This window comes from Shewanella septentrionalis (assembly GCF_025370265.1).
Classification (GTDB): Bacteria; Pseudomonadota; Gammaproteobacteria; order Enterobacterales; family Shewanellaceae; genus Shewanella; species Shewanella hafniensis.
The window spans coordinates 16320-36093 of sequence record NZ_JAMTCC010000013.1; the positions used below are offsets into that span (position 1 = coordinate 16320).

At 46.3% G+C, this 19774-nt stretch carries 17 protein-coding genes and 1 pseudogene; 13 read left to right on the plus strand and 5 right to left on the minus strand.

The window, feature by feature from the left end:
- The first annotated feature begins 227 nt into the window (after positions 1 to 227).
- Positions 228 to 1148 carry a LysR family transcriptional regulator gene (locus tag NE536_RS09185; protein ID WP_261272509.1) on the plus strand — a complete coding sequence of 307 codons (921 nt, stop codon included), beginning with the start codon at positions 228 to 230 and terminating at the stop codon, positions 1146 to 1148.
- Here the strand turns inward: NE536_RS09185 and NE536_RS09190 are convergent.
- The 3 genes from NE536_RS09190 to NE536_RS09200 all read right to left on the minus strand — a co-directional run bounded on the left by NE536_RS09190 (position 1145) and on the right by NE536_RS09200 (position 5146).
- Positions 1145 to 2056: a YjjW family glycine radical enzyme activase gene (locus NE536_RS09190; protein WP_261272510.1), complete on the minus strand. Its 912-nt coding sequence runs from the start codon at positions 2054 to 2056 to the stop codon at positions 1145 to 1147. The genes NE536_RS09185 and NE536_RS09190 overlap by 4 nt on opposite strands.
- Complete coding sequence (locus tag NE536_RS09195; RefSeq protein WP_261272511.1) at positions 2028 to 3578, minus strand: YjjI family glycine radical enzyme; 1551 nt, start codon at positions 3576 to 3578, stop codon at positions 2028 to 2030. The genes NE536_RS09190 and NE536_RS09195 overlap by 29 nt, the downstream gene beginning before the upstream one ends.
- Before the next feature lie 377 nt (positions 3579 to 3955).
- Positions 3956 to 5146 (minus strand): amino acid aminotransferase, encoded by a 1191-nt coding sequence (locus NE536_RS09200; RefSeq protein ID WP_261272512.1) that lies wholly within the window; start codon positions 5144 to 5146, stop codon positions 3956 to 3958.
- Between the two features lie 435 nt (positions 5147 to 5581).
- Here NE536_RS09200 and aroA point away from each other — a divergent pair, with 435 nt between their 5' ends.
- From aroA to NE536_RS09250, 10 genes and pseudogenes are all read left to right on the plus strand, one after another.
- Positions 5582 to 6862, plus strand: a complete 1281-nt coding sequence (gene aroA / locus NE536_RS09205) for a 3-phosphoshikimate 1-carboxyvinyltransferase (RefSeq protein WP_011846774.1) — start codon at positions 5582 to 5584, stop codon at positions 6860 to 6862.
- Between the two features lie 186 nt (positions 6863 to 7048).
- Complete coding sequence (cmk, locus tag NE536_RS09210; protein WP_006081720.1) at positions 7049 to 7741, plus strand: (d)CMP kinase; 693 nt, start codon at positions 7049 to 7051, stop codon at positions 7739 to 7741.
- Positions 7742 to 7840: 99 nt separating this feature from the next.
- Positions 7841 to 9511, plus strand: a pseudogene (rpsA, locus tag NE536_RS09215) (30S ribosomal protein S1); the annotation flags it as partial.
- 73 nt (positions 9512 to 9584) lie between these two features.
- On the plus strand, positions 9585 to 9872 hold the full coding sequence (ihfB, locus tag NE536_RS09220; RefSeq protein ID WP_006081718.1) for an integration host factor subunit beta: 288 nt from the start codon (positions 9585 to 9587) through the stop codon (positions 9870 to 9872).
- 122 nt (positions 9873 to 9994) lie between these two features.
- On the plus strand, positions 9995 to 10270 hold the full coding sequence (locus tag NE536_RS09225; RefSeq protein ID WP_006081717.1) for a LapA family protein: 276 nt from the start codon (positions 9995 to 9997) through the stop codon (positions 10268 to 10270).
- Between the two features lies 1 nt (position 10271).
- Positions 10272 to 11432 (plus strand): lipopolysaccharide assembly protein LapB, encoded by a 1161-nt coding sequence (gene lapB / locus NE536_RS09230; protein ID WP_006081716.1) that lies wholly within the window; start codon positions 10272 to 10274, stop codon positions 11430 to 11432.
- A 43-nt stretch (positions 11433 to 11475) separates the two neighbouring features.
- A complete protein-coding gene (gene pyrF / locus NE536_RS09235; RefSeq protein ID WP_006081715.1) occupies positions 11476 to 12171 on the plus strand; it encodes an orotidine-5'-phosphate decarboxylase in 696 nt (231 codons plus the stop codon).
- 175 nt (positions 12172 to 12346) lie between these two features.
- On the plus strand, positions 12347 to 13168 hold the full coding sequence (locus tag NE536_RS09240; protein WP_261272513.1) for an SDR family oxidoreductase: 822 nt from the start codon (positions 12347 to 12349) through the stop codon (positions 13166 to 13168).
- 70 nt (positions 13169 to 13238) lie between these two features.
- Positions 13239 to 13781, plus strand: coding sequence for a DUF2058 domain-containing protein (locus NE536_RS09245; protein ID WP_220775889.1), 543 nt, complete (start codon positions 13239 to 13241; stop codon positions 13779 to 13781).
- Between the two features lie 221 nt (positions 13782 to 14002).
- Positions 14003 to 15760 carry an acyl-CoA dehydrogenase family protein gene (locus NE536_RS09250; protein ID WP_012089278.1) on the plus strand — a complete coding sequence of 586 codons (1758 nt, stop codon included), beginning with the start codon at positions 14003 to 14005 and terminating at the stop codon, positions 15758 to 15760.
- Positions 15761 to 15867: 107 nt separating this feature from the next.
- Here the strand turns inward: NE536_RS09250 and dacB are convergent, their stop codons facing one another.
- On the minus strand, positions 15868 to 17376 hold the full coding sequence (gene dacB / locus NE536_RS09255; RefSeq protein WP_261272514.1) for a D-alanyl-D-alanine carboxypeptidase/D-alanyl-D-alanine endopeptidase: 1509 nt from the start codon (positions 17374 to 17376) through the stop codon (positions 15868 to 15870).
- A 66-nt stretch (positions 17377 to 17442) separates the two neighbouring features.
- Positions 17443 to 17619, minus strand: coding sequence for a hypothetical protein (locus tag NE536_RS09260; protein ID WP_006086754.1), 177 nt, complete (start codon positions 17617 to 17619; stop codon positions 17443 to 17445).
- A 475-nt stretch (positions 17620 to 18094) separates the two neighbouring features.
- Between NE536_RS09260 and NE536_RS09265 the strand changes: the two genes are divergently transcribed.
- Entirely contained in the window at positions 18095 to 18427 is a 333-nt protein-coding gene (locus NE536_RS09265) for a DUF1904 domain-containing protein (RefSeq protein WP_006081709.1), read from the plus strand.
- Between the two features lie 11 nt (positions 18428 to 18438).
- Positions 18439 to 19752, plus strand: a complete 1314-nt coding sequence (pssA, locus tag NE536_RS09270) for a CDP-diacylglycerol--serine O-phosphatidyltransferase (RefSeq protein ID WP_261272515.1) — start codon at positions 18439 to 18441, stop codon at positions 19750 to 19752.
- Positions 19753 to 19774: the final 22 nt, after the last annotated feature.

Consider the following 19774-nt stretch of genomic DNA (forward strand, 5'->3'; position numbering starts at 1 on the left):
CGATTATTGGCGTTAAGCAAGATGACCTTGGGAAGAACCTTATATTAAAGATAACTTGGATTAGACATGGCTTGAATTAGAGAGAGCAGTGAGCAAGCCTGTGAGCTGGCGCGCATTACTGGGGAATATTCTCAGCAATATGTTTGGTCAGTTGCATGCTATTGTTTATCATGCTTAAAAGTACGCGTTTGAGTGTGCATAGAAGATAAATCAATAGGATGTCACAGATGGATTTGGCCAAGCTTTCGCGCATTAGTATGAAGCATTTGATCACTTTACATGTGATGCTCGATACCCTGAGCGTAACCGCCAGCGCCGAACGTTTATGTCTTAGCCCCTCATCCGTCAGTAAAACCTTAAGCCAGCTTAGGGACAGTTTAAACGATGAACTGTTCTATCGTAACGGCAACTCACTGGTAGCAACGCCATTGGCAAAACGATTAGGGCCAAGCGTGCAGCAAATGATCAATGATATGAATCAGATCATGAGTCAGGATGCGTTTAATCCTGCCCATTTTGAGGGGCGTTTCTCGCTTGCGATGCGCGAAAGTACCTTTGAGCTACTGGCCGCTAAACTCAGCGCCCATATTTTGAGTTTGGCGCCCCATATTCATCTCGATATTTATAGCAAAGACAATATTGGTTTTGATGGACTCATCAAAGGCTCGTTAGATTTTGTGTTGTTACCCCATGATCTGAGTCAACCTAATCCTCTTCAAGACGATCTGGTGTGGGAAACCTTATTCAGCGATGAAATGGTCTGCCTGATGAATTCATCCCATCCCTTGGCAAAGCAGCGACACATCAGCTTTGATGATTACCTACGTTTTAGCCATATCGGCATTACGGACACAGATCTGAGCACGCCATATTTTGATATTTTACTCGCCCAGCAATCTAAAAAACGCGCCGTGCCCATTTCGGTCCCAGACTTTGGCAGTGCGGCGTTAATGTGCCATCACAGTGAGTTGCTCTTTACCTGCTCGCGCCGCTGGGCATCCATCGCTAGCCAAGCCAAAGGCTTAACGATTAAATCTTTACCCATAGAATATGGCAAAGTGGCTTATAGCCTCGTTTGGCATAAACAAAGCATGAAAGATCCCGCACTGCGCTGGCTTTATGAGCAAATTTTGCTTTGCAGTCGTTAAAGGTAGATGGACGGTAACACGAGATTGGTTACGCCTCGCTTTGCAAGCGTTGCGGCTAAGCGTTCAATATCGGCTTGTTTACAGCTTGGCCAATTGAGTGCTTCATCGACAACACCATGGTGGTGAAAGGCATTTAACTTAACTCGCGTATCTGGGCCTAGCAGAAGTAAATAGGTCGCTAGTGCGTCTATTTCTTCCTCGTAATCCGTGATGCTCGGAATGTGCAGCAATCTCACCTCATACAGTTTTTGCTGTTTAGCTAATAGCTGAATGGATTTGAATACCGCATGGTTATCTCGCCCGGTAATATACCTATGGGTATCTTGCTGCCATGCTTTAAGATCCACCATAGCGCCATCTAAAAACGGCAGTAGTTTATGCCAACCCGTTAGACTCAAACTGCCATTGGTGTCGAGCATACAACTCAAGTGTGATAACGGCTTTGAGGCCTTAATAGCTTGAAACAGCGCAATAATAAATGGCAGTTGCAGACTCGCTTCGCCGCCACTCACGGTAATACCATTAATAAAGTGACGCTGACTATGGAGAATCGTCAGTATCGCCTCAACGGTGTAATGCGTGACCTTAGGGCTCGCTTGTTTCGGGCACACGGCAAGACAGGTATCGCATTGGCTACAACGCTCATTATCCCAGCGAATGCGAGGCTTGTTATTGAGGTTTATCAAAGTCAGTGCCTTGTCAGGACAGGTGGCAATGCAATCGCCACAGGCATCGCATAAACCTATGGTATGTGGGTTATGGCAGTTTTTGCATTGATAGTTGCAGCCCTGCAGGAATAACACTAGCCTGCTACCAGGCCCGTCGACGCAAGAAAAGGGCAACAGCTGACTGACTATTGCCTGTTTATTTATGGCTGGCTTATTTAACGACACAGGGGGAATGCTCATGGGCTATAACGCGTGCTTGTCGTTGCAATATTCCCGTATTGACCGCAGCTTCTGCGGCTAAGCCTGTGGTATTGAGACGCGAGCCGCACTGTTTAAACGCTTCAATATCTGAGCGTTTTACCATATAGCCAGTCACGCGCATTAAATCGTTAGAGGCGACATTGGCGGTAAACTCCCTAAAACCTAACTCAAGCGCGGCTTTACACAGTTGCAACATGGCTTGAGGATTGGATTTTACGGTTTCATCGATAGTCAAAATATCGCTAATTCCCGCCGTATAATATTGATGATGTTGTGCTAGGGCTTGAATATGGGCGATGGGATTGGGTTCTGTGCCATAGGGGATGCGAACGCCTGGGGTCACGTCTTTATCGATACTGATGCCGCCCTGTGAATGCAGCAGTGCTCGCCCATGGTAACCATGCGCGACGGGTGTGGATTTCACTATGGCATCGAGCGTGGCAGAAATACGATAGCCCAGCTGATTTGCATCCGTTTCATGGCCATATCTAGCGTGTTTAGCTTGCTTAACTTCTCCACTGGCTGTTAATGATTGCAGAATATTCACCGCTTCCGCCATGCCGTAAATGCCAAACATAGGCGCAAAACGCGACTCATCAATCAATTGCTCTTTAACTAAAAAACTGTCAAAGAAGTGTGATTCTTGATGCAAAAATGCCGAGCGTGCCTCGATAAGTTCAAAGGTGAGTGAGCAGTAATTTGGCAATACAGTATCAAAAAAATCGTTTATAGAATTGGCCTTTAACGCAACTTCTTTAAGATTGAGCCGAACCAAGGTATTGGCGCCGCCCGCTAACGGCAAGGCATTGTAGCAACTGACAATCCCAAAACCGTGCTCATCAAACACACTGGCATGCAGAGGATAATTGGCGATATGCGGCTTACTGCAGTGACAAATATTGGTGGTCGCAAGCAGCAACAAATCATCCGGCGTGACGGCGGGGTTGTACATAAAGGTCAAATTGGGGGCAACTTGTTTTAACTCGGCATCAATGCGCAGTAGGGTGCGGCAAACTAGGTTGTCTGTCGGGCCAATATTGACGTGCATAAAGGCGTCGGGCAGGGTTCTGTCGAGCATGATCCAGAACAGTTTAAGTTTACGATAAAGGACTTCCGCATCCATTCCCTCGATGAAAGGCATTAATATGTCATCCAGCTGACCTAAATACACGGGGATATTGGTCACCGATGGCACGTGGTGATAAAGGATGGTTAAAGCATTGAGGGCTTCATCTAAATCCTGCGCAGGTGAAAGCTCTAAATATTCTGAACCTTGCTTTAGATAGCGGGCATAATCTGGCAACACATAGCGTGGTTTAAATGGCGCATGGCCTTCAAACATGTCGCAAATAATACCATCATTCATCGCCGCTTTTACCTCAGTCGATATCGGCATGTAGGGCAAGCTCGCCTCTGCCTCCAACGCTAAATAGTTGGATTTTTGCTTAGGTGAAAGCTGCGGGTTGGTGACGATTTGCACTAATTTATCTTGTAATAACATGGCAGAATAACCACAAGTTCTATGATGACCACTAATCTACTGGGGAGGTCTGGCTTTAAAAAGTGAAAATAGCCGCAGCCCTGATTGATGAAATGGAAATCCGCCGACCGAGGTCACAACTTGAGATTTATTGCATTAAACGACTGTTTTTTAAACGCGAGAAAGTAGTTTTTACCATTGAAAATAAAAGTTTGAACAGTAAGATCTAGCGTTGCTTGATAAGGTTTTGGGGATTCAGAACTGAAGGGAGGTTTGTTAGCTCTGATTGCAGTGTGATAATTGCAAAGCTTTAAGCTTGTAAGGGGGAAATTAACTCTACTGCATCCTGAATCGAAGCAATACAGCAGAGTAAGCTGTGCAGATAAACTCAGTCGTGCTTAAAGCACTTTAGCGATCGATTGGGCTAAGTAATCGACGTTATCTTCACTGATCCCAGCAATACTGATGCGGCTTGAACCCACCATATAAATACTGAATTCTTTTTGCAGGCGCGCCACTTGCTCTGGATCCACCCCAAGGAAGGAGAACATGCCTTTTTGGCGGGCGATAAAGCTAAAGTCACGGTCTACGCCATTGGCTTTAAGTTTATCCACTAAAATGGCGCGGTTGCCGTTAATGCGATCACGCATCACTTTCAGCTCATCTCGCCATTCTCGGGTCAATTCTGCCGATCCTAAAATCGTCTCAACAATCGCGGCACCGTGGGCAGGTGGCATAGAGTAGAGGCAGCGAACCACATAAAGCAGCACTGATTGCGCTACATTGGCGGTATTGGCATCTTTAGCAATCACAGAACACGAACCGATACGTTCACGGTATAAACCGAAGTTTTTCGAGCATGAGCTGCAAAGGATCATATTATCGACTGCTGCCGCCATTTGACGCACGCCGTAGGCATCAATATCAACGCCATCACCAAAGCCTTGGTATGCCATGTCAATCAGTGGGGTAAAGCCTTGCTCTTTTGTCAGGGCAACCACTTTATCCCATTGCGCTGTGGTTAAATCCATTCCGCTCGGATTATGGCAACAGGCGTGGAATAACACCACATCGTCAGGACTCACTTGCGATAGTGCAGCAAGCATCTCATCAAATTTCAATGATTTACTATCGTAGTCATAATAAGGATAGGTTTTAACGGTAATACCAGCCGCTTCGAACAAACCGATGTGGTTTGCCCAAGTTGGGTCGCTTACCCATAACACCGCATTCGGGTTGCAGCGTTTGATAAAGTCGCCGGCCACGCGCAGTGCACCAGTACCACCGGGTGTCGATACAGTGCGGATACGGTTAGCTATGATGGCACTGTGACCAGCACCAAAGGCGAGTTCAGTCATCAAGGTGTTGAATTGTGGCGAGCCGGTTGGACCGATATACACTTTAGTGGTTTCGGTATCGAGACGGAATTTCTCGGCTTTTTTCACGCAGCTCAGGATCGGGGTCACGCCTGTAGGGTCTTTATAAACGCCCACACCTAAATCAACTTTTTGTGGGTGGGTGTCTTCGCGGTACTGAGTCAACAAGCCAAGGATGGGATCTGCTGGCATTGCGATGAGTGAGTTAAACATAGCTCCATCTACCTTTCTGGTTATAGTGCAAACGTGATTGTTTGTATCAGATATGCGTTATTTATCGTTTGGGGCTTAGAATAGCGCGGAAAGGTAACGTATTTAAAGTGAAAACTGTGATTACACGCCAGTTATCTTGGCAAAAAAGTCTGCCAAAAATACGATTAAATCCTAAATTAACCGCTTAAATTTTGCGTTTTTGTTATTTTTACACTGAACTCAGTAAATAATCTGACCAAAATGCCATTTTTCTCGAAAAAACGGTTGAATCCTTAGCGACAATCGGTAATTTTATAACGACGAAGCACCAACAAGGCCCCAATCTCCTTTTATTTGTAATCTTAACTTGACGCTGTGTAGCGTGAAGTTGCCATTTTGCGTATTCAGTCCGCGTGATCGTGATGATGACGCCCTATAGAGAAAGAAGATTTATTCATGAAGCAATTACGTCTTGAACCTGTTGTGCAAGTCCGCGGTGAGATCAATATTCCGGGCTCAAAAAGTATTTCAAATCGTGCCTTATTATTGGCCACCTTAGCCCAAGGCACGACCACGCTTACCAATCTGCTCGACTCAGATGATATTCGCCACATGCTGGCCTCCCTCAAGCAGTTAGGGGTGAACTATCGTTTATCTCAAAACAATACTGTGTGTGAACTTGATGGCTTAGGCGGTGTGATTTCCTCAGAATCTGCGCAGGAATTGTTTTTAGGCAATGCGGGCACGGCAATGCGCCCCTTGTGCGCCGCCTTAACTCTTGGCCAAGGCGAATTTACCCTCACGGGCGAACCGCGTATGGAAGAGCGCCCGATTGGCGACTTAGTCGATGCCTTAAGGCAACTCGGTGCCAATGTCGTTTATCTTAAAAATGACGGTTTCCCCCCGCTGACGATTAATGCGACGGGTCTTAGTGGCGGCGATGTTGAAATTGCGGGCGATTTATCGAGCCAATTTTTAACAGCCCTATTGATGGTGGCGCCGCTTGCAAAGGGCAGCGTAAATATCCATGTCAAAGGCGAGTTAGTTTCTAAGCCGTATATCGATATTACGTTGGCCCTGATGGCGCAATTTGGCGTAACTGTCATCAACCATGACTATGCCCGTTTTGAGATTGTTGCAGGCCAGCGTTATGTATCACCGGGTAAAGTGCTGGTCGAAGGTGATGCGTCATCGGCATCGTATTTCCTCGCCGCAGGGGCGATTAAGGGCGGTGAAGTCAAAGTCACCGGTGTGGGCCGTTTAAGTATTCAAGGCGATGTGAAATTTGCCGATGTGCTTGAAAAAATGGGTGCTGATATCGAGTGGGGTGATGACTATATTATTGCCCGTGGCTCTCAATTAACGGCCGTTGATTTAGACATGAACCACATTCCCGATGCGGCTATGACCATTGCTACCGCAGCGTTATTTGCTAAAGGCACGACCGTTATTCGTAATATCTATAACTGGCGCATTAAAGAGACCGACCGCTTAGCGGCCATGGCGACGGAATTACGTAAAGTAGGCGCTGAAGTGGAAGAGGGCAACGATTACATTAAAATCACCCCGCCTGCGGTGATTAACACCGCAGAAATTGATACCTACAATGATCATCGTATGGCCATGTGTTTTTCGATGCTGGCATTTGCCGATTGCGGTATTACTATCAATGATCCTGATTGCACTTCTAAAACATTCCCCGACTACTTTAAGCAGTTTGCGAGTCTGCAAGGCTAAGTCCGTTTGTTTCGTTATTGTAACAACAAGCGATGTCAAGAATAGTCAGCCGTATTTGCGCGGCTGCTAATCTTCATAAAAAATCCACGGATTTTGTTTGTCTTTTGTTGTACAATGCTGCGCGCTCATTTTCGGGGGCTCACTTGATGAACTCACGGATGATGGTTATTTTTTGCGGAGGAATGTATGTCTGAACGGGCTCCTGTAGTCACAATCGACGGCCCAAGTGGTGCTGGCAAAGGTACAATTAGTCAATTATTGGCTCAGCATCTAGGTTGGCAACTACTTGATAGTGGTGCTATTTACCGAGTTCTTGCGCTCGCAGCAATTCATCATAACGTTGAACTGGAAAATGAAGAATCTATCACGCTGTTAGCGGCACATCTCGATGTGAAGTTTTTAACAGGCAATGATACCGATCCTGTTCAAGTGATATTGGAAGGTGAAGACGTCACCACTGACATTCGCACTCAAGAGTGCTCGAATGCCGCTTCAAAAGTCGCCGCGTTTCCACGGGTGAGAGAAGCCTTATTACGTCGTCAACGGGCCTTTAAAACGGCGCCAGGATTAATTGCCGATGGTCGCGACATGGGAACTGTGGTTTTCCCAAGTGCGCCGGCAAAATTATATTTAACCGCCTCAGCTGAAGAGCGTGCCCAAAGACGCTATAATCAGTTGCAGGACAAGGGCTTCGATGTTAATATCGAGCGCCTTTTAAGTGAAATTATCGAACGTGATGACCGCGATATGAATCGTCCGGTGGCTCCTTTAGTCCCCGCCGAGGACGCGCTCATTATCGATACAAGCGGAAAGGGTATTGATGAAGTGTTAGCGCTTGCGCTTAACTTTATCAACCAAAAATTATCCGACACTAACTAAGTTAGCCCACCGGATAGGTATTCGTATTAAGGATGATACGGATAATTTGACTGACTCCACGTCTAGGACGGACAGTGGTTTAATAAAGAAAGTAACCTAAACATGACTGAATCTTTTGCTGATCTATTTGAACAATCCCTTCAAACTCTGGAATTCCGTCCAGGTTCTATCGTTCGTGGTACTGTTGTATCAATCAAAAACGGTATGGTACTGGTTGACGCGGGTCTGAAGTCTGAAAGCCCAATCCCAGCTGAACAATTCAAAAACGCTCAAGGTGTTTTAGAAATCGCTGTTGGTGATGAAGTTGACGTAGCTCTTGACTCTGTTGAAGACGGCTTCGGTGAGACTCAACTGTCTCGCGAAAAAGCGAAACGTCATGAAGCTTGGATCGTTCTGGAAAAAGCTTATGAAGATGCTGAAACTGTAATCGGTATCATCAATGGTAAAGTTAAAGGCGGTTTCACTGTTGAATTAAACGGTATCCGTGCCTTCTTACCAGGTTCTCTAGTTGACGTGCGCCCAGTTCGCGACACCGCTCACTTAGAGTACAAAGAATTAGAATTCAAAGTTATCAAGCTAGACCAGAAGCGTAACAACGTTGTTGTTTCTCGTCGTGCAGTTATCGAATCAGAAAGCAGCGCTGAGCGTGATGCACTGTTAGAAAACCTGCAAGAAGGTCAAGCAGTTAAGGGTATCGTTAAGAACCTGACTGACTACGGTGCATTCGTAGATTTAGGTGGTGTTGACGGTCTGCTACATATCACAGATATGGCGTGGAAACGTGTTAAACATCCATCAGAAATCGTCAATGTTGGCGATGAAATCAACGTTAAAGTACTGAAGTACGATCGTGAGCGCACTCGTGTGTCTCTAGGTCTGAAACAACTTGGCGAAGATCCATGGTTAGAAATCAGCAAACGCTACCCAGAAAACACACGTTTAACTGGTCGCGTTACTAACCTAACTGACTACGGTTGCTTCGTAGAAATCGAAGAAGGCGTTGAAGGTCTGGTTCACGTTTCTGAAATGGATTGGACTAACAAGAACATTCACCCATCTAAAGTTGTTAACTTAGGTGATGAAGTTGAAGTTCTGGTTCTGGACATCGATGAAGAGCGTCGTCGTATTTCTCTTGGTCTGAAACAATGTAAGACCAATCCATGGGATGACTTCGCAACTCGTTACAACAAAGGCGACAAGGTTTCTGGTAAGATCAAGTCAATCACTGACTTCGGTATCTTTATCGGTCTTGACGGCGGTATCGATGGTCTAGTTCACCTGTCTGACATTTCTTGGAACGGTACTGGCGAAGACGCAGTTTCTGAATACAAGAAAGGCGATGAAATCCATGCAGTGGTTCTGTCTGTAGATCCAGAGCGTGAGCGCATCAGCTTAGGTGTTAAGCAAACTGAAGATGATCCATTCAACGCATACTTGGCTGACAAGAAGAAAGGTACTATCGTAAACGGTACTGTTTCTGCTGTTGATGCTAAAGGTGTGACTGTTGAACTGGCTGACACTGTTGAAGGTTACATCCGTGTAGCTGACATTTCACGTGAGCGTATCGAAGATGCATCTACTGTCTATAATGTAGGTGATGCAATCGAAGCTAAGTTCATGGGTGTTGACCGTAAGAACCGCTCTATCAGCCTGTCAATCAAAGCGAAAGACGAAGCTGAAGAGAAAGAAGTAATGGCGACTCTGAACAAACAAGATGACGCTGTTATTAGCAATGCAATGGCTGAAGCGTTTAAAGCAGCTCGTAAATAATCGCCTGTTGTTTGGGGAGACTTCTCTCCCCATTAGGCGACTGTGTTTGGCTTGATAATAGGGGATAGCTAGGATGACGAAATCTGAACTTATCGAAAAACTCGCCACCAGGCAGTCGCAGCTGTCGGCGAAAGAGGTTGAAGGCGCAATCAAAGAAATGTTGGAGCAAATGGCAACAACATTAGAAAGCGGTGATCGTATTGAGATCCGTGGCTTTGGTAGTTTCTCGCTTCACTATCGTGCACCGCGGACTGGCCGTAATCCAAAGACTGGTTCATCAGTCGATTTGGAAGGTAAATACGTCCCGCACTTTAAGCCAGGCAAAGAACTGCGCGAGCGTGTTGACGCCGTTAATGTGTGATTGACCGCATAGTAAAAAGCCTCCGTTAGGAGGCTTTTTTGTATCTATTGCAAGGCAATGCTGGTCAGCTCAGTGAATTTCTTGGATAATCATTAAATTGAAACGCGTTTAGGGAGTGCAGCGTGAAATCATTTGTAGCAACTGTGCTTGTGGCACTGTTATTTATTCTGGCGTTGATCTTTGGCGCGCGTAACGAACAAGTGGTGACCATCAGCTACTTTGTCGCACAGGGTGAATATCGTTTACCTGTTGTGCTAGCGATCGTCTTTTTTGCTGGTTTCATCTTGAGCTGGTTAGTTGCAAGCTACTATATCGTGCGCTTGAAATTGAGCTTAGCGACAACGAGAAAGAAACTAAACCAAGTGATGGCTAAAGCCCCTCAGGATGTAGACGCCTAATATGCTTGAGATACTCTTTCTGTTGCTTCCCATTGCTGCCGCCTACGGTTGGTATATGGGGCGACGGAGCATAAGGCAGAATCAAAGCAATCAACGTAAACAATTGAGCCGGGACTATTTTACTGGCCTCAATTTCTTACTGTCGAACGAATCGGATAAAGCGGTTGATTTGTTTATCAGTATGCTAGATGTTGACGATGAAACCATAGATACCCATCTGTCACTTGGTTCGCTGTTCCGCAAGCGAGGCGAGGTCGACCGCTCCATTCGTATCCATCAGAATTTAATTGCCCGTCCAAACCTAGCCAATGAGCAGCGCGACATCGCTATGATGGAGCTGGGTAAAGATTATCTGGCCGCGGGTTTTTACGACAGGGCCGAAGAAATTTTTATCAACTTGGTTAGCCAAGATGATCACAGCGAAGAATCTGAAACTCAGCTGATTGCTATCTATCAAGTGATTAAAGAGTGGCAAAAAGCCATTGATATCACTAAGCGTTTGAGTCGTAAACGTCAGCAAGTCTTAAAGCCGTTAACGGCGCATTTCTATTGCCAGTTAGCCGATGAAGCCAGCGACGATGCACAGAAGATTAAACTGCTGCAACAAGCGCTAAAGCAAGATCCGCAATGCGGACGTGCGTTATTGACCTTGGCGAAAAAATTCCTCGATATTCAAGATTATGCCCAGTGCAAGCAAATGCTGCTGCAACTGAAAAAAGCCGATATCGAGCTTTTTGCCGATGCAATCCCCACGGCCAAACAAGTTTATCGCGACACGCAAGACAAAGAAGGCTTCCAAGAGTTACTGGCGGGCGCCATGGCCGACGGTGCCGGTGCATCTGTGGTTGTTGCCTTAGCGCAGCACATGATAAGTCTGGATGAGATTAAAGCGGCAGAGACCATGGTGCTCGATGCCCTATATCGCCATCCGACCATGAAAGGTTTTCAGCACTTGATGCAAATGCATTTGCGTCAAGCAGAGGAAGGGCAAGCCAAGCAAAGTTTAACTATGCTAGAGCAGCTCGTTGAGCAACAAATTAAATTCCGTCCAAGCTACCGTTGTAAAGAGTGTGGTTTCCCTTCCCATGCACTTTACTGGCATTGTCCTTCCTGTAAAAACTGGGGCAGTATCAAGCGGATCAGAGGCTTAGACGGCGAGTAAATAAGATAATATCTATAGTTAGTGTAACTCTGTTGGAGAGATGATGACGACTAAACCTATCCTCGTAGCGCTTGATTACGATAACAAAAACCACGCTTTACAACTGATAGAAAAACTCGATCCCAACATGTGTCGCCTTAAAGTCGGCAAAGAAATGTTTACCCTGTTTGGCCCGCAACTGGTGAAAGATATCCATGATCGTGGCTTTGATTTGTTCCTCGATTTGAAATTTCACGATATTCCCAATACTGTCGCCAAAGCCGTGGCCGCTGCCGCAGAGCTGGGTGTATGGATGACGAACGTGCATGCCAGTGGTGGTTTAGCCATGATGGAAGCGGCCAAAAAGGCCTTGCTGCCATACGGCGACAAAGCGCCTATGCTGATCGCTGTGACGGTATTAACCTCCATGAGTGATGATGATCTTAAATTACTCGGCATCAATGTGCCTGCGTTTGAGCATGTGCAACGTTTAGCTAAGCTGACGCAGCAAGCAGGACTCGACGGCGTGGTGTGTTCAGCCCAAGAAGCAACAGCGTTAAAATCACTGTTAGGTAAGGACTTCAAACTCGTGACGCCGGGGATCCGCCCAGTTGGTAGTGATGCTGGCGATCAACACCGCGTGATGACGCCGCCTCAAGCGATAGCAGCGGGCTCAGATTACCTAGTGATAGGCCGTCCGATCACCAAAGCCGCCGATCCATTAGCGGCATTGCAAGCGATTCACCAATCATTGGCATAGACGTTTCAATAGTCGTCTCAATCGCGGTTTGACCGTCGTTTGAATAAAAAAGGCTTGAAATCGCTCGTTAGTAACCTTGATATGATGGATAAAAATTGAAATAGTATCTTGAATGACAACATAAAATAATTAATCACACCCTGAGTGCATATCTCACAGTTCACGGAGAACGCCCATGTTTAATGCTACGATGTTTAACTATCAAGGTAAGAATGTTGTCGTTGTCGGTGGCACCAGTGGGATAAATCTCGCCATTGCAATTGCGTTCGCGCAGGCTGGCGCCAATGTCGCAGTCGCGAGTCGCAGCCAAGATAAAGTTGATGCCGCGGTATTGCAGCTGCAACAGGCCAATCCTGACGGTATTCATTTAGGTGTGAGTTTTGATGTGCGCGATCTTAGCGCCCTTGAAGTCGGTTTTGATAAAGTCGCTTCTGAGTTTGGTTTTATCGATGTGCTGGTTAGCGGCGCGGCGGGTAATTTCCCCGCCAGCGCCGCAAAGCTTTCGGCCAATGGTTTTAAGTCGGTGATGGACATTGATTTGCTCGGCAGTTTTCAAGTGCTAAAGCAGGCTTATCTTTTGCTACGTCGCCCCAATGGCAATATTATCCAGATTTCGGCGCCGCAGGCTTCGATTGCTATGCCCATGCAAGTTCATGTGTGTGCGGCAAAAGCGGGCGTGGATATGCTGACGCGAACCTTAGCCTTAGAGTGGGGCTGTGAGGGGCTGAGAATTAATTCGATTATGCCAGGCCCTATAGCTAACACTGAAGGCTTTAATCGCCTTGCACCCAGCGCCGCATTACAGCAGAAGGTTGCCCAATCCGTTCCATTAAAACGCAACGGCGCAGGTCAGGATATCGCCAATGCAGCGTTATTTTTAGGCTCTGAATTGGCGTCCTATATTACGGGAGTTGTGCTACCGGTTGATGGCGGTTGGTCACTTGGCGGCGCCAGTATTGCGATGACAGAGCTTGGCGAACTGGCCGCGAAAATGTAGTTTGGTTTTAGATGTTTGATATTCAAAATCGAGAACTTTGATTTTATAGAAATTAAGTAGGTAATGATCCATGGCTAATGCATTACAAGAGCAGCTACTCAAAGCAGGGCTTGCCAGTAAACAAAAGGTTCGCGACGTTAAGACTCAAAAACGCCGTGACAAAAAATCACGAGTTGATGATGGCTCCAGTGCTTTTAAGCAAGAAGTGGCCGAGCAAAAACGGCTGCAGGCGGAAAAAGATAAAGCGCTAAATGAGCAACGTTTTGCAGAAGCATCAGAGCGTGGACAGGTGCGCGGTTTAATCACAGAGTTCACTAAGTCTGCGATTAAGATCCCAGCTTATGCAGAAGTGAAATTTAACTATACTCTTGATAATAAAATCTATTCTTTATACATAGATGAAAAACTGCAGGCAGAATTGCTCAAAGGGCAGTTAGGCATAGTGCGATACGAAGATAAGAGTTACTTAGTACCACATAAGTTAGCCGAGCGAGTGAAACTGCTGGTGCCGCAGTGGTGTGGTTATCTGTGGCAGCAGGATGAATCTAAAGCTGTGGTGGTTGAAGATGATCCCTATGCGGATTATGCGATCCCAGATGATTTAATGTGGTAATAAGCACAAGCCTGTGAGCTAACGCTGTGACAATCCTGTGGTAAAGCTTATAAAATAGAGACCCTTAAGTTCAAGCTTAAGGGTTTTTTTATGGGTTGGATTTATACTGGGCTCACTTACCTCCATATTATTCGCGGCTGTATTTGTAATGAGATTGTTTTCTACAGTGAACTGGTATAAATTAAAACAACTGTTTTAATCCTACGTTTAAGAGTCTACCAATGAACCCTTATCAAGCCCCGTTAACGGATATGCGTTTCCTACTGGAACAGGTATTTGATGCCCCAAACACTTGGGCACAATTGCCTGAGATTGCTGAAATGGTCGATATCGACACGGCCAATGCCATTCTTGAAGAAGCAGCCAAGATCAGCAGTGAGTTGATCCATCCGTTGAACCGGACGGGCGATGAGCAGGGCGTGTTGCATCAAGACAATCAAGTGATTACTCCTGATGGCTACAAAGCCGTTTATGAACAGTATTCGCAGGGCGGTTGGATTGGCTTGTGTGGCGATCCTGAATTTGGTGGCATGGGCATGCCAAAGATGCTGGGGATCTTAGTTGACGAAATGGCTTACAGTGCCTGTAATGCGTTTACGCTTTATGGCTCGTTAACTGCGGGTGCGGCTTTATGTATCAATGCCCACGGCAGCGAAGCATTAAAACAAGCTTATTTGCCTAAGTTATATTCCGGCGAATGGGCGGGTGCTATGGATATGACAGAGCCGCAAGCGGGTTCTGATCTGCGTAATATTCGCACTCGAGCTTTACCGCAGGATGATGGTAGTTATGCCATTACGGGCAGCAAGATTTTCATTACGGGTGGCGATCACGATTTAACTGAAAACGTCATCCACTTAGTGCTTGCCAAGCTACCGGATAGCAAAGGGATTTCACTCTTCCTAGTGCCTAAAATATCGGTAAATACTGATGGCAGCTTAGCTAATGCGAATGGTGTATCAGTCGGTTCTATCGAGCACAAGATGGGCCTTAAAGGTTCAGCAACGTGTGTGATGAACTTTGATAATGCACAAGGTTTCTTGATTGGTGAACCCAATCGCGGTCTCGTATGCATGTTCACTATGATGAACTACGAGCGTTTAGCGATTGGTATTCAAGGGCTGGGCAGTGCTCAGGCGGCGTATCAGATGGCAGCTGATTATGCTAAAGAGCGTAATCAAGGCGTTGCCGCTGGCGGCTCGCCGACGGGCAGTGAATCTGATCCTATTATCGTCCACGGCGATGTGCGCCGTATGTTGTTGACCATTCGAGCGATGACAGAAGCGGGCCGTGCTTTGTCTGTGTTTACTGGGCAACAGCTAGATTTGGCCAAATATGCTCAAGATGAAGTTAAAGCCAAAGCGGCGCGTTATGTGGGTTTATTAACGCCAGTCGCTAAAGCCTTTTTAACCGATCGCGGTCTTGATGCGACGATCATGGCGCAGCAAGTCTTTGGTGGACATGGTTATATTCGTGAAACGGGTATTGAGCAATTAGTTCGTGATACCCGTATCGCACAGATTTATGAAGGCACCAATGGCATTCAAGCCATCGATTTCCTCGGCCGTAAAGTCACAGGCGATAATCTTGCCGCATTAAATGAATTTGTCGCTGACTTGAAAGCACAAATGCGCGCATTTACTCACGTTGATGCGGTGAAAGTGGCGGCAGTATGCGCACGTTTAGATGCCTTGGTCATAGTCGCTGAGTCGATTAATGAGCACAAAGTCGCTCAGCCTGCGCTTATTAATGCTTGCGCGGTCGACTTTTTAGATGCCTTTGGTTATACCCTTTATGGTTTCTACTGGTTGGCTATGGTCGATAAAGTCGCTGATCATGAAGATAAAGCTTTCGCCGAGCAGAAAGCCTATTTAGCTAAGTTCTATTTTGATAAGTTACTGCCTAAAGCGGATTACCATATCGCTCAAGTTAGAGCCGGTGATGCGACCACTATGGCGATGCCTGCAGAGTTGTTTTAACAAGGCTTCGATAGATTCGTTTAAATAGAAACGAAATAAAAACGAGAAAAGCACTGATGACTCAGTGCTTTTTTGTTTTATATCATGCTATTTCAACTCGGCAGTATTTAATCTTGGACCGAGTGAGCTGCGGTACTAAGCGCTGCAGTGGTGGGGGATGGCACTTGCAGCACTGAAATCAATTGCTTGAGAAACTCGGCATTAAACGATGGTTTATGCTGATGTTTAAGCTCGGGACTCATGCCATTCTCAAGCACCACAAACAGGGTGTCACTGTGCTCAGGCAAACGGATAAACCCCGCTAAGTTAGACACGCCTTGCATCGAGCCTGTTTTAGCAAAAATTTGCTGTTTCAGCGGCGGCTTGTTGTAACCCATGCGATACCTTAAGGTGCCGCTTATTCCTGCTTGCGGCAGACTGGTCATTAACGGGCTAAAGCGGCTGTCCTTATGGATGAGTGCCAATACCGCCGCTAACTGCTGGGCATTGAGCAAGTTATAGCGTGACAGCCCTGAACCATCGACAATGTTAGCGTTACTCAGATCGACGCCTAACTCCGTTAAAATCCGCTGCATGGCTGCCGCGCCATTAGTAAAGCTACCTTGGGCATTGAAATAACTTTTGCCAAGCTGTTTAAACAGGCTATCAGCAATCAAATTATCCGACTTGAGCAGCATAGCATCGAGCAGTTCAGGCAGTGGCGCCGAGCTATGGCTGGCAATCAGTTTCGCCTTTTTGGGCAAGCTAGTGCCGAGCTTAACTTTACCCGCCAGTGACATCTCACCTTTGAGCAGCGAGGTGAGGTTATCTTGGGCAAATTTGAACGGATCGCTGACCGCAATCGCCAGCCCAATCGCTTCACCACCCGGATAACAACCACGTAGATGATAGTTGTTTTGGGCTAGTCGTACCAAATCGAGCTGGCAAAATTCACGACTCGCCTTGGGATCAAATACCGCATCGCTGCTGACTTTTACCCCATAACTCCCCGTGCGCAGGCTCACCTGTGAAGGTTTGTTGGCCGTGCTGGGATTGAACTGACCATAGACGCAGTTTTGATTGATAATGTAACTCGACACAGGCGCGGCAAAACAAATGCCTAAGTCATCCCAAACCCAACCAGGGGCTTGCATTTGCTCTTGTTTATCGCCGAGCAAATACAGATGTCCATCAATGCGATTAATGCCTTGTTTCACGAGACTGGCAAAAATGGCCTTGAGATCGGGTTGAGTGAGCGTCGGATCGCCACTAAAACGCAGATAAGCGCTGCCGGCGATATGGCCCTTGCGTATTGGTGCGTCCGTCCATAATTCAGTGATATAACGAAAATCAGGCCCAAGCTGGGCCATGGCACTCACAGCTGTGAGCAACTTTTGCGTGCTTGCGGGAATAAACAGCGTCTCGGCCTGTTGGCTAAAGATCACTTGATTGCTCGACATGTCCATTGCCAGCAGTGCAATTTGCGAGTGACGAGGGCTGATTTTGCTGACCGCTTGGCTAAGCGAAGTGGTTTGGATCTCTATCGCTCCTGCGTCGATTTGCTCAGCGCGGGCGATATTGTGGCTCGCCGCTAAGAGTAGGCTGGCATACAGAGTGGTTTTCAGTAACGTTTCCATGTTAGCGATTGGCCATTTTTATTAAGAACATCATGGGCCTTCAGGTTAAAGTGAAACAATGCAGGGCTAATCTTCACTGCTGCCGTCATCCTTTTCCATCAAGCGATATAAACGTAGGGTAACAAACAATACCAGTCCGATAAACAGTGGCAGGATCAGTAATCCCAATTGGGCTTTAAAATGGAAAATACCCCAAGCAAACAGCAGTGTCAGCGCTAACGTCAGCAGAATTTTTTTGTTCATGGTTTTGGTCTTTTATCGTGTTGATTTAATCGCAAATAGGCGTTTTAGTTTACGCTAAATCATTGGGTTCGGGGTAAACGAAATAGGTTTGAAGATTATTTTGTGATTTGACCGACATTTTTGCAGATATTCAGTAAAGCCAGCGACGGTTTGTATAGGCAGCTTGCGTTAAACATCATTTAATTCAGGGACTGTCAGGTTAATATAGAAGCGATAATATTCACACTTTTGCATTGCCCTTAACATGATAGTTGTACCAAAAAATCAGCCCTTAAATGTGGTTGTAATCCTTGCCCAAAAGACATGATTTCTAGCTAAATAGTGGCGCTACAGCGGGATAACATCGCGTAAGGTCAAATTACCAGCAAAACCGCGAGCTTTAACAGAGCTTTTGGGAGAAAAGTCTTGCCGAGACGAGGTGAAGTCGGTAATTTCTACCCCTTACGATTTTAGGTTCTTAGGTAACAACTAAACCATGCCACATATTAGTATGCGCGGCTTACCACAAGCGGTCGTTGCAGCGTTCAGCCAAACATTACTGCAGTCATTGGCGGATATATGTAAAGGTAATGCAGAGAGTTTCACGTTAGATTGGATCCCAAGCATCAGTTTTCGAAATGGAAAAATTGATCAACGCTTCGTCCAAGTTGAGTTACTCTGGTTCCCTAAGGACCCTGATATCCATCTTAAAGTAGAACAAACGATCAGGCAGGCAGTGACAGAGGCCTATCCAGAGTTAACACATATTGCTGTGATGTTTTTATCACTGAACCCCAGTGCTTCCTATCGGGGTGGTCAGCATGATTAAAGGAGGATGCCTTGCTAGATAAGCTTGGTGGAATAGCCGTTCAACCCGAGGCTTTAACGTGGTTGCTCACGCCATGCCGTTTCAAGGCAGAATTACTCGCTCGTATCGCGAGCGCCAAGCACAGTATTTATATTGCGGCGCTGTATTTAGAAGATGACGAAGCTGGCCGTGAAGTATTACAAGCCCTGATGGATGCCAAAGCAGCAAATCCAGCGCTTGATGTTAAAGTATTAGTGGACTTTCACCGCGCAAGACGCGGTTTGATTGGCCATAAAGGCGATAGCGGTAACTATTTAATGTACCGCAAAGTGATGGCTGAAGCCGAACATCCTATCGATATCTTAGGTGTCCCCGTTAAGTCCCGTGAATTTATGGGCGTACTGCATCTAAAGGGCTTTATTATCGATGATGCGGTGATCTATAGCGGTGCCAGTCTCAATAATATCTATTTACAACAAAATGATAAGTATCGTTTCGACCGTTATCACTTGATTGAGTCGGCCGAGTTAGCCCGCAGTATGCGTGCGATGATCCAGAAAAATATCATTGCCGATCCTGCTGTGTGTTCGTTAACCCAAGACGCAGAGCAAGAAGTACTACCGCCTAAGACGGACATGCGCAGCTTTAAGCTGAGATTGTCTGACGCTGAGTACCAGTTTCAGGAAACCCGTGATGGCAACCGCATCACGCCGTTACTTGGGCTAGGGCGCAAGAAAAACTTACTCAATAAAGTGGTTGTCGCCTTGGTGGAAGAGTCAAAGGACTCGCTGTTTATCTGCACGCCCTATTTTAATCCGCCGTATATTTTGGTGCGTGCTTTAGCTAAGCATTTACGCAATGGCAAACGCATCGACATCGTGGTGGGCGATAAGACGGCTAACGATTTTTATATTCCGCCTGAGCAGGATTTCTCCACCATTGGTGCTTTGCCCTATATGTATGAGCAATCATTGCGTAAGTTTGCTAAACGCCAACAGTGGGCGATTGATAATGGTCAGCTGAATATCCATCTGTGGAAACACGGCATCAACAGTTATCACCTTAAGGGCATCAGTGCTGACGGCAATAAGCATTTGATTACAGGTTCGAATTTGAATCCAAGAGCTTGGGCGCTGGATCTTGAGAATGGTTTGTTGATCCAAGATGAAATTGGTTGCTGGAAAGCTCAGTTTGAAGCCGAGCAGGCGCATATTCTTGAGCACACACAGCGGTTATATCACTACAGCCAAGTGGATACCTTGCAGAGTTATCCTGCACCTGTGAAGAAGATCATGACCCGAATTCGTCGCCTTAAAGCCGATTTCTTACTGCGCCGTATTCTGTAACGCTGGGTTCTATAGCACAACG

Excerpts from the sequence above, each read along its gene's own strand:
- NE536_RS09185 (WP_261272509.1), top strand. The coding sequence starts at position 228 with ATGGATTTGGCCAAGCTTTCGCGCATTAGTATGAAGCATTTGATCACT.
- NE536_RS09190 (WP_261272510.1), bottom strand. The coding sequence starts at position 2,056 with ATGAGCATTCCCCCTGTGTCGTTAAATAAGCCAGCCATAAATAAACAG.
- NE536_RS09195 (WP_261272511.1), bottom strand. The coding sequence starts at position 3,578 with ATGTTATTACAAGATAAATTAGTGCAAATCGTCACCAACCCGCAGCTT.
- NE536_RS09200 (WP_261272512.1), bottom strand. The coding sequence starts at position 5,146 with ATGTTTAACTCACTCATCGCAATGCCAGCAGATCCCATCCTTGGCTTG.
- aroA (WP_011846774.1), top strand. The coding sequence starts at position 5,582 with ATGAAGCAATTACGTCTTGAACCTGTTGTGCAAGTCCGCGGTGAGATC.
- cmk (WP_006081720.1), top strand. The coding sequence starts at position 7,049 with ATGTCTGAACGGGCTCCTGTAGTCACAATCGACGGCCCAAGTGGTGCT.
- ihfB (WP_006081718.1), top strand. The coding sequence starts at position 9,585 with ATGACGAAATCTGAACTTATCGAAAAACTCGCCACCAGGCAGTCGCAG.
- lapB (WP_006081716.1), top strand. The coding sequence starts at position 10,272 with ATGCTTGAGATACTCTTTCTGTTGCTTCCCATTGCTGCCGCCTACGGT.
- pyrF (WP_006081715.1), top strand. The coding sequence starts at position 11,476 with ATGACGACTAAACCTATCCTCGTAGCGCTTGATTACGATAACAAAAAC.
- NE536_RS09240 (WP_261272513.1), top strand. The coding sequence starts at position 12,347 with ATGTTTAATGCTACGATGTTTAACTATCAAGGTAAGAATGTTGTCGTT.
- NE536_RS09245 (WP_220775889.1), top strand. The coding sequence starts at position 13,239 with ATGGCTAATGCATTACAAGAGCAGCTACTCAAAGCAGGGCTTGCCAGT.
- NE536_RS09250 (WP_012089278.1), top strand. The coding sequence starts at position 14,003 with ATGAACCCTTATCAAGCCCCGTTAACGGATATGCGTTTCCTACTGGAA.
- dacB (WP_261272514.1), bottom strand. The coding sequence starts at position 17,376 with ATGGAAACGTTACTGAAAACCACTCTGTATGCCAGCCTACTCTTAGCG.
- NE536_RS09260 (WP_006086754.1), bottom strand. The coding sequence starts at position 17,619 with ATGAACAAAAAAATTCTGCTGACGTTAGCGCTGACACTGCTGTTTGCT.
- NE536_RS09265 (WP_006081709.1), top strand. The coding sequence starts at position 18,095 with ATGCCACATATTAGTATGCGCGGCTTACCACAAGCGGTCGTTGCAGCG.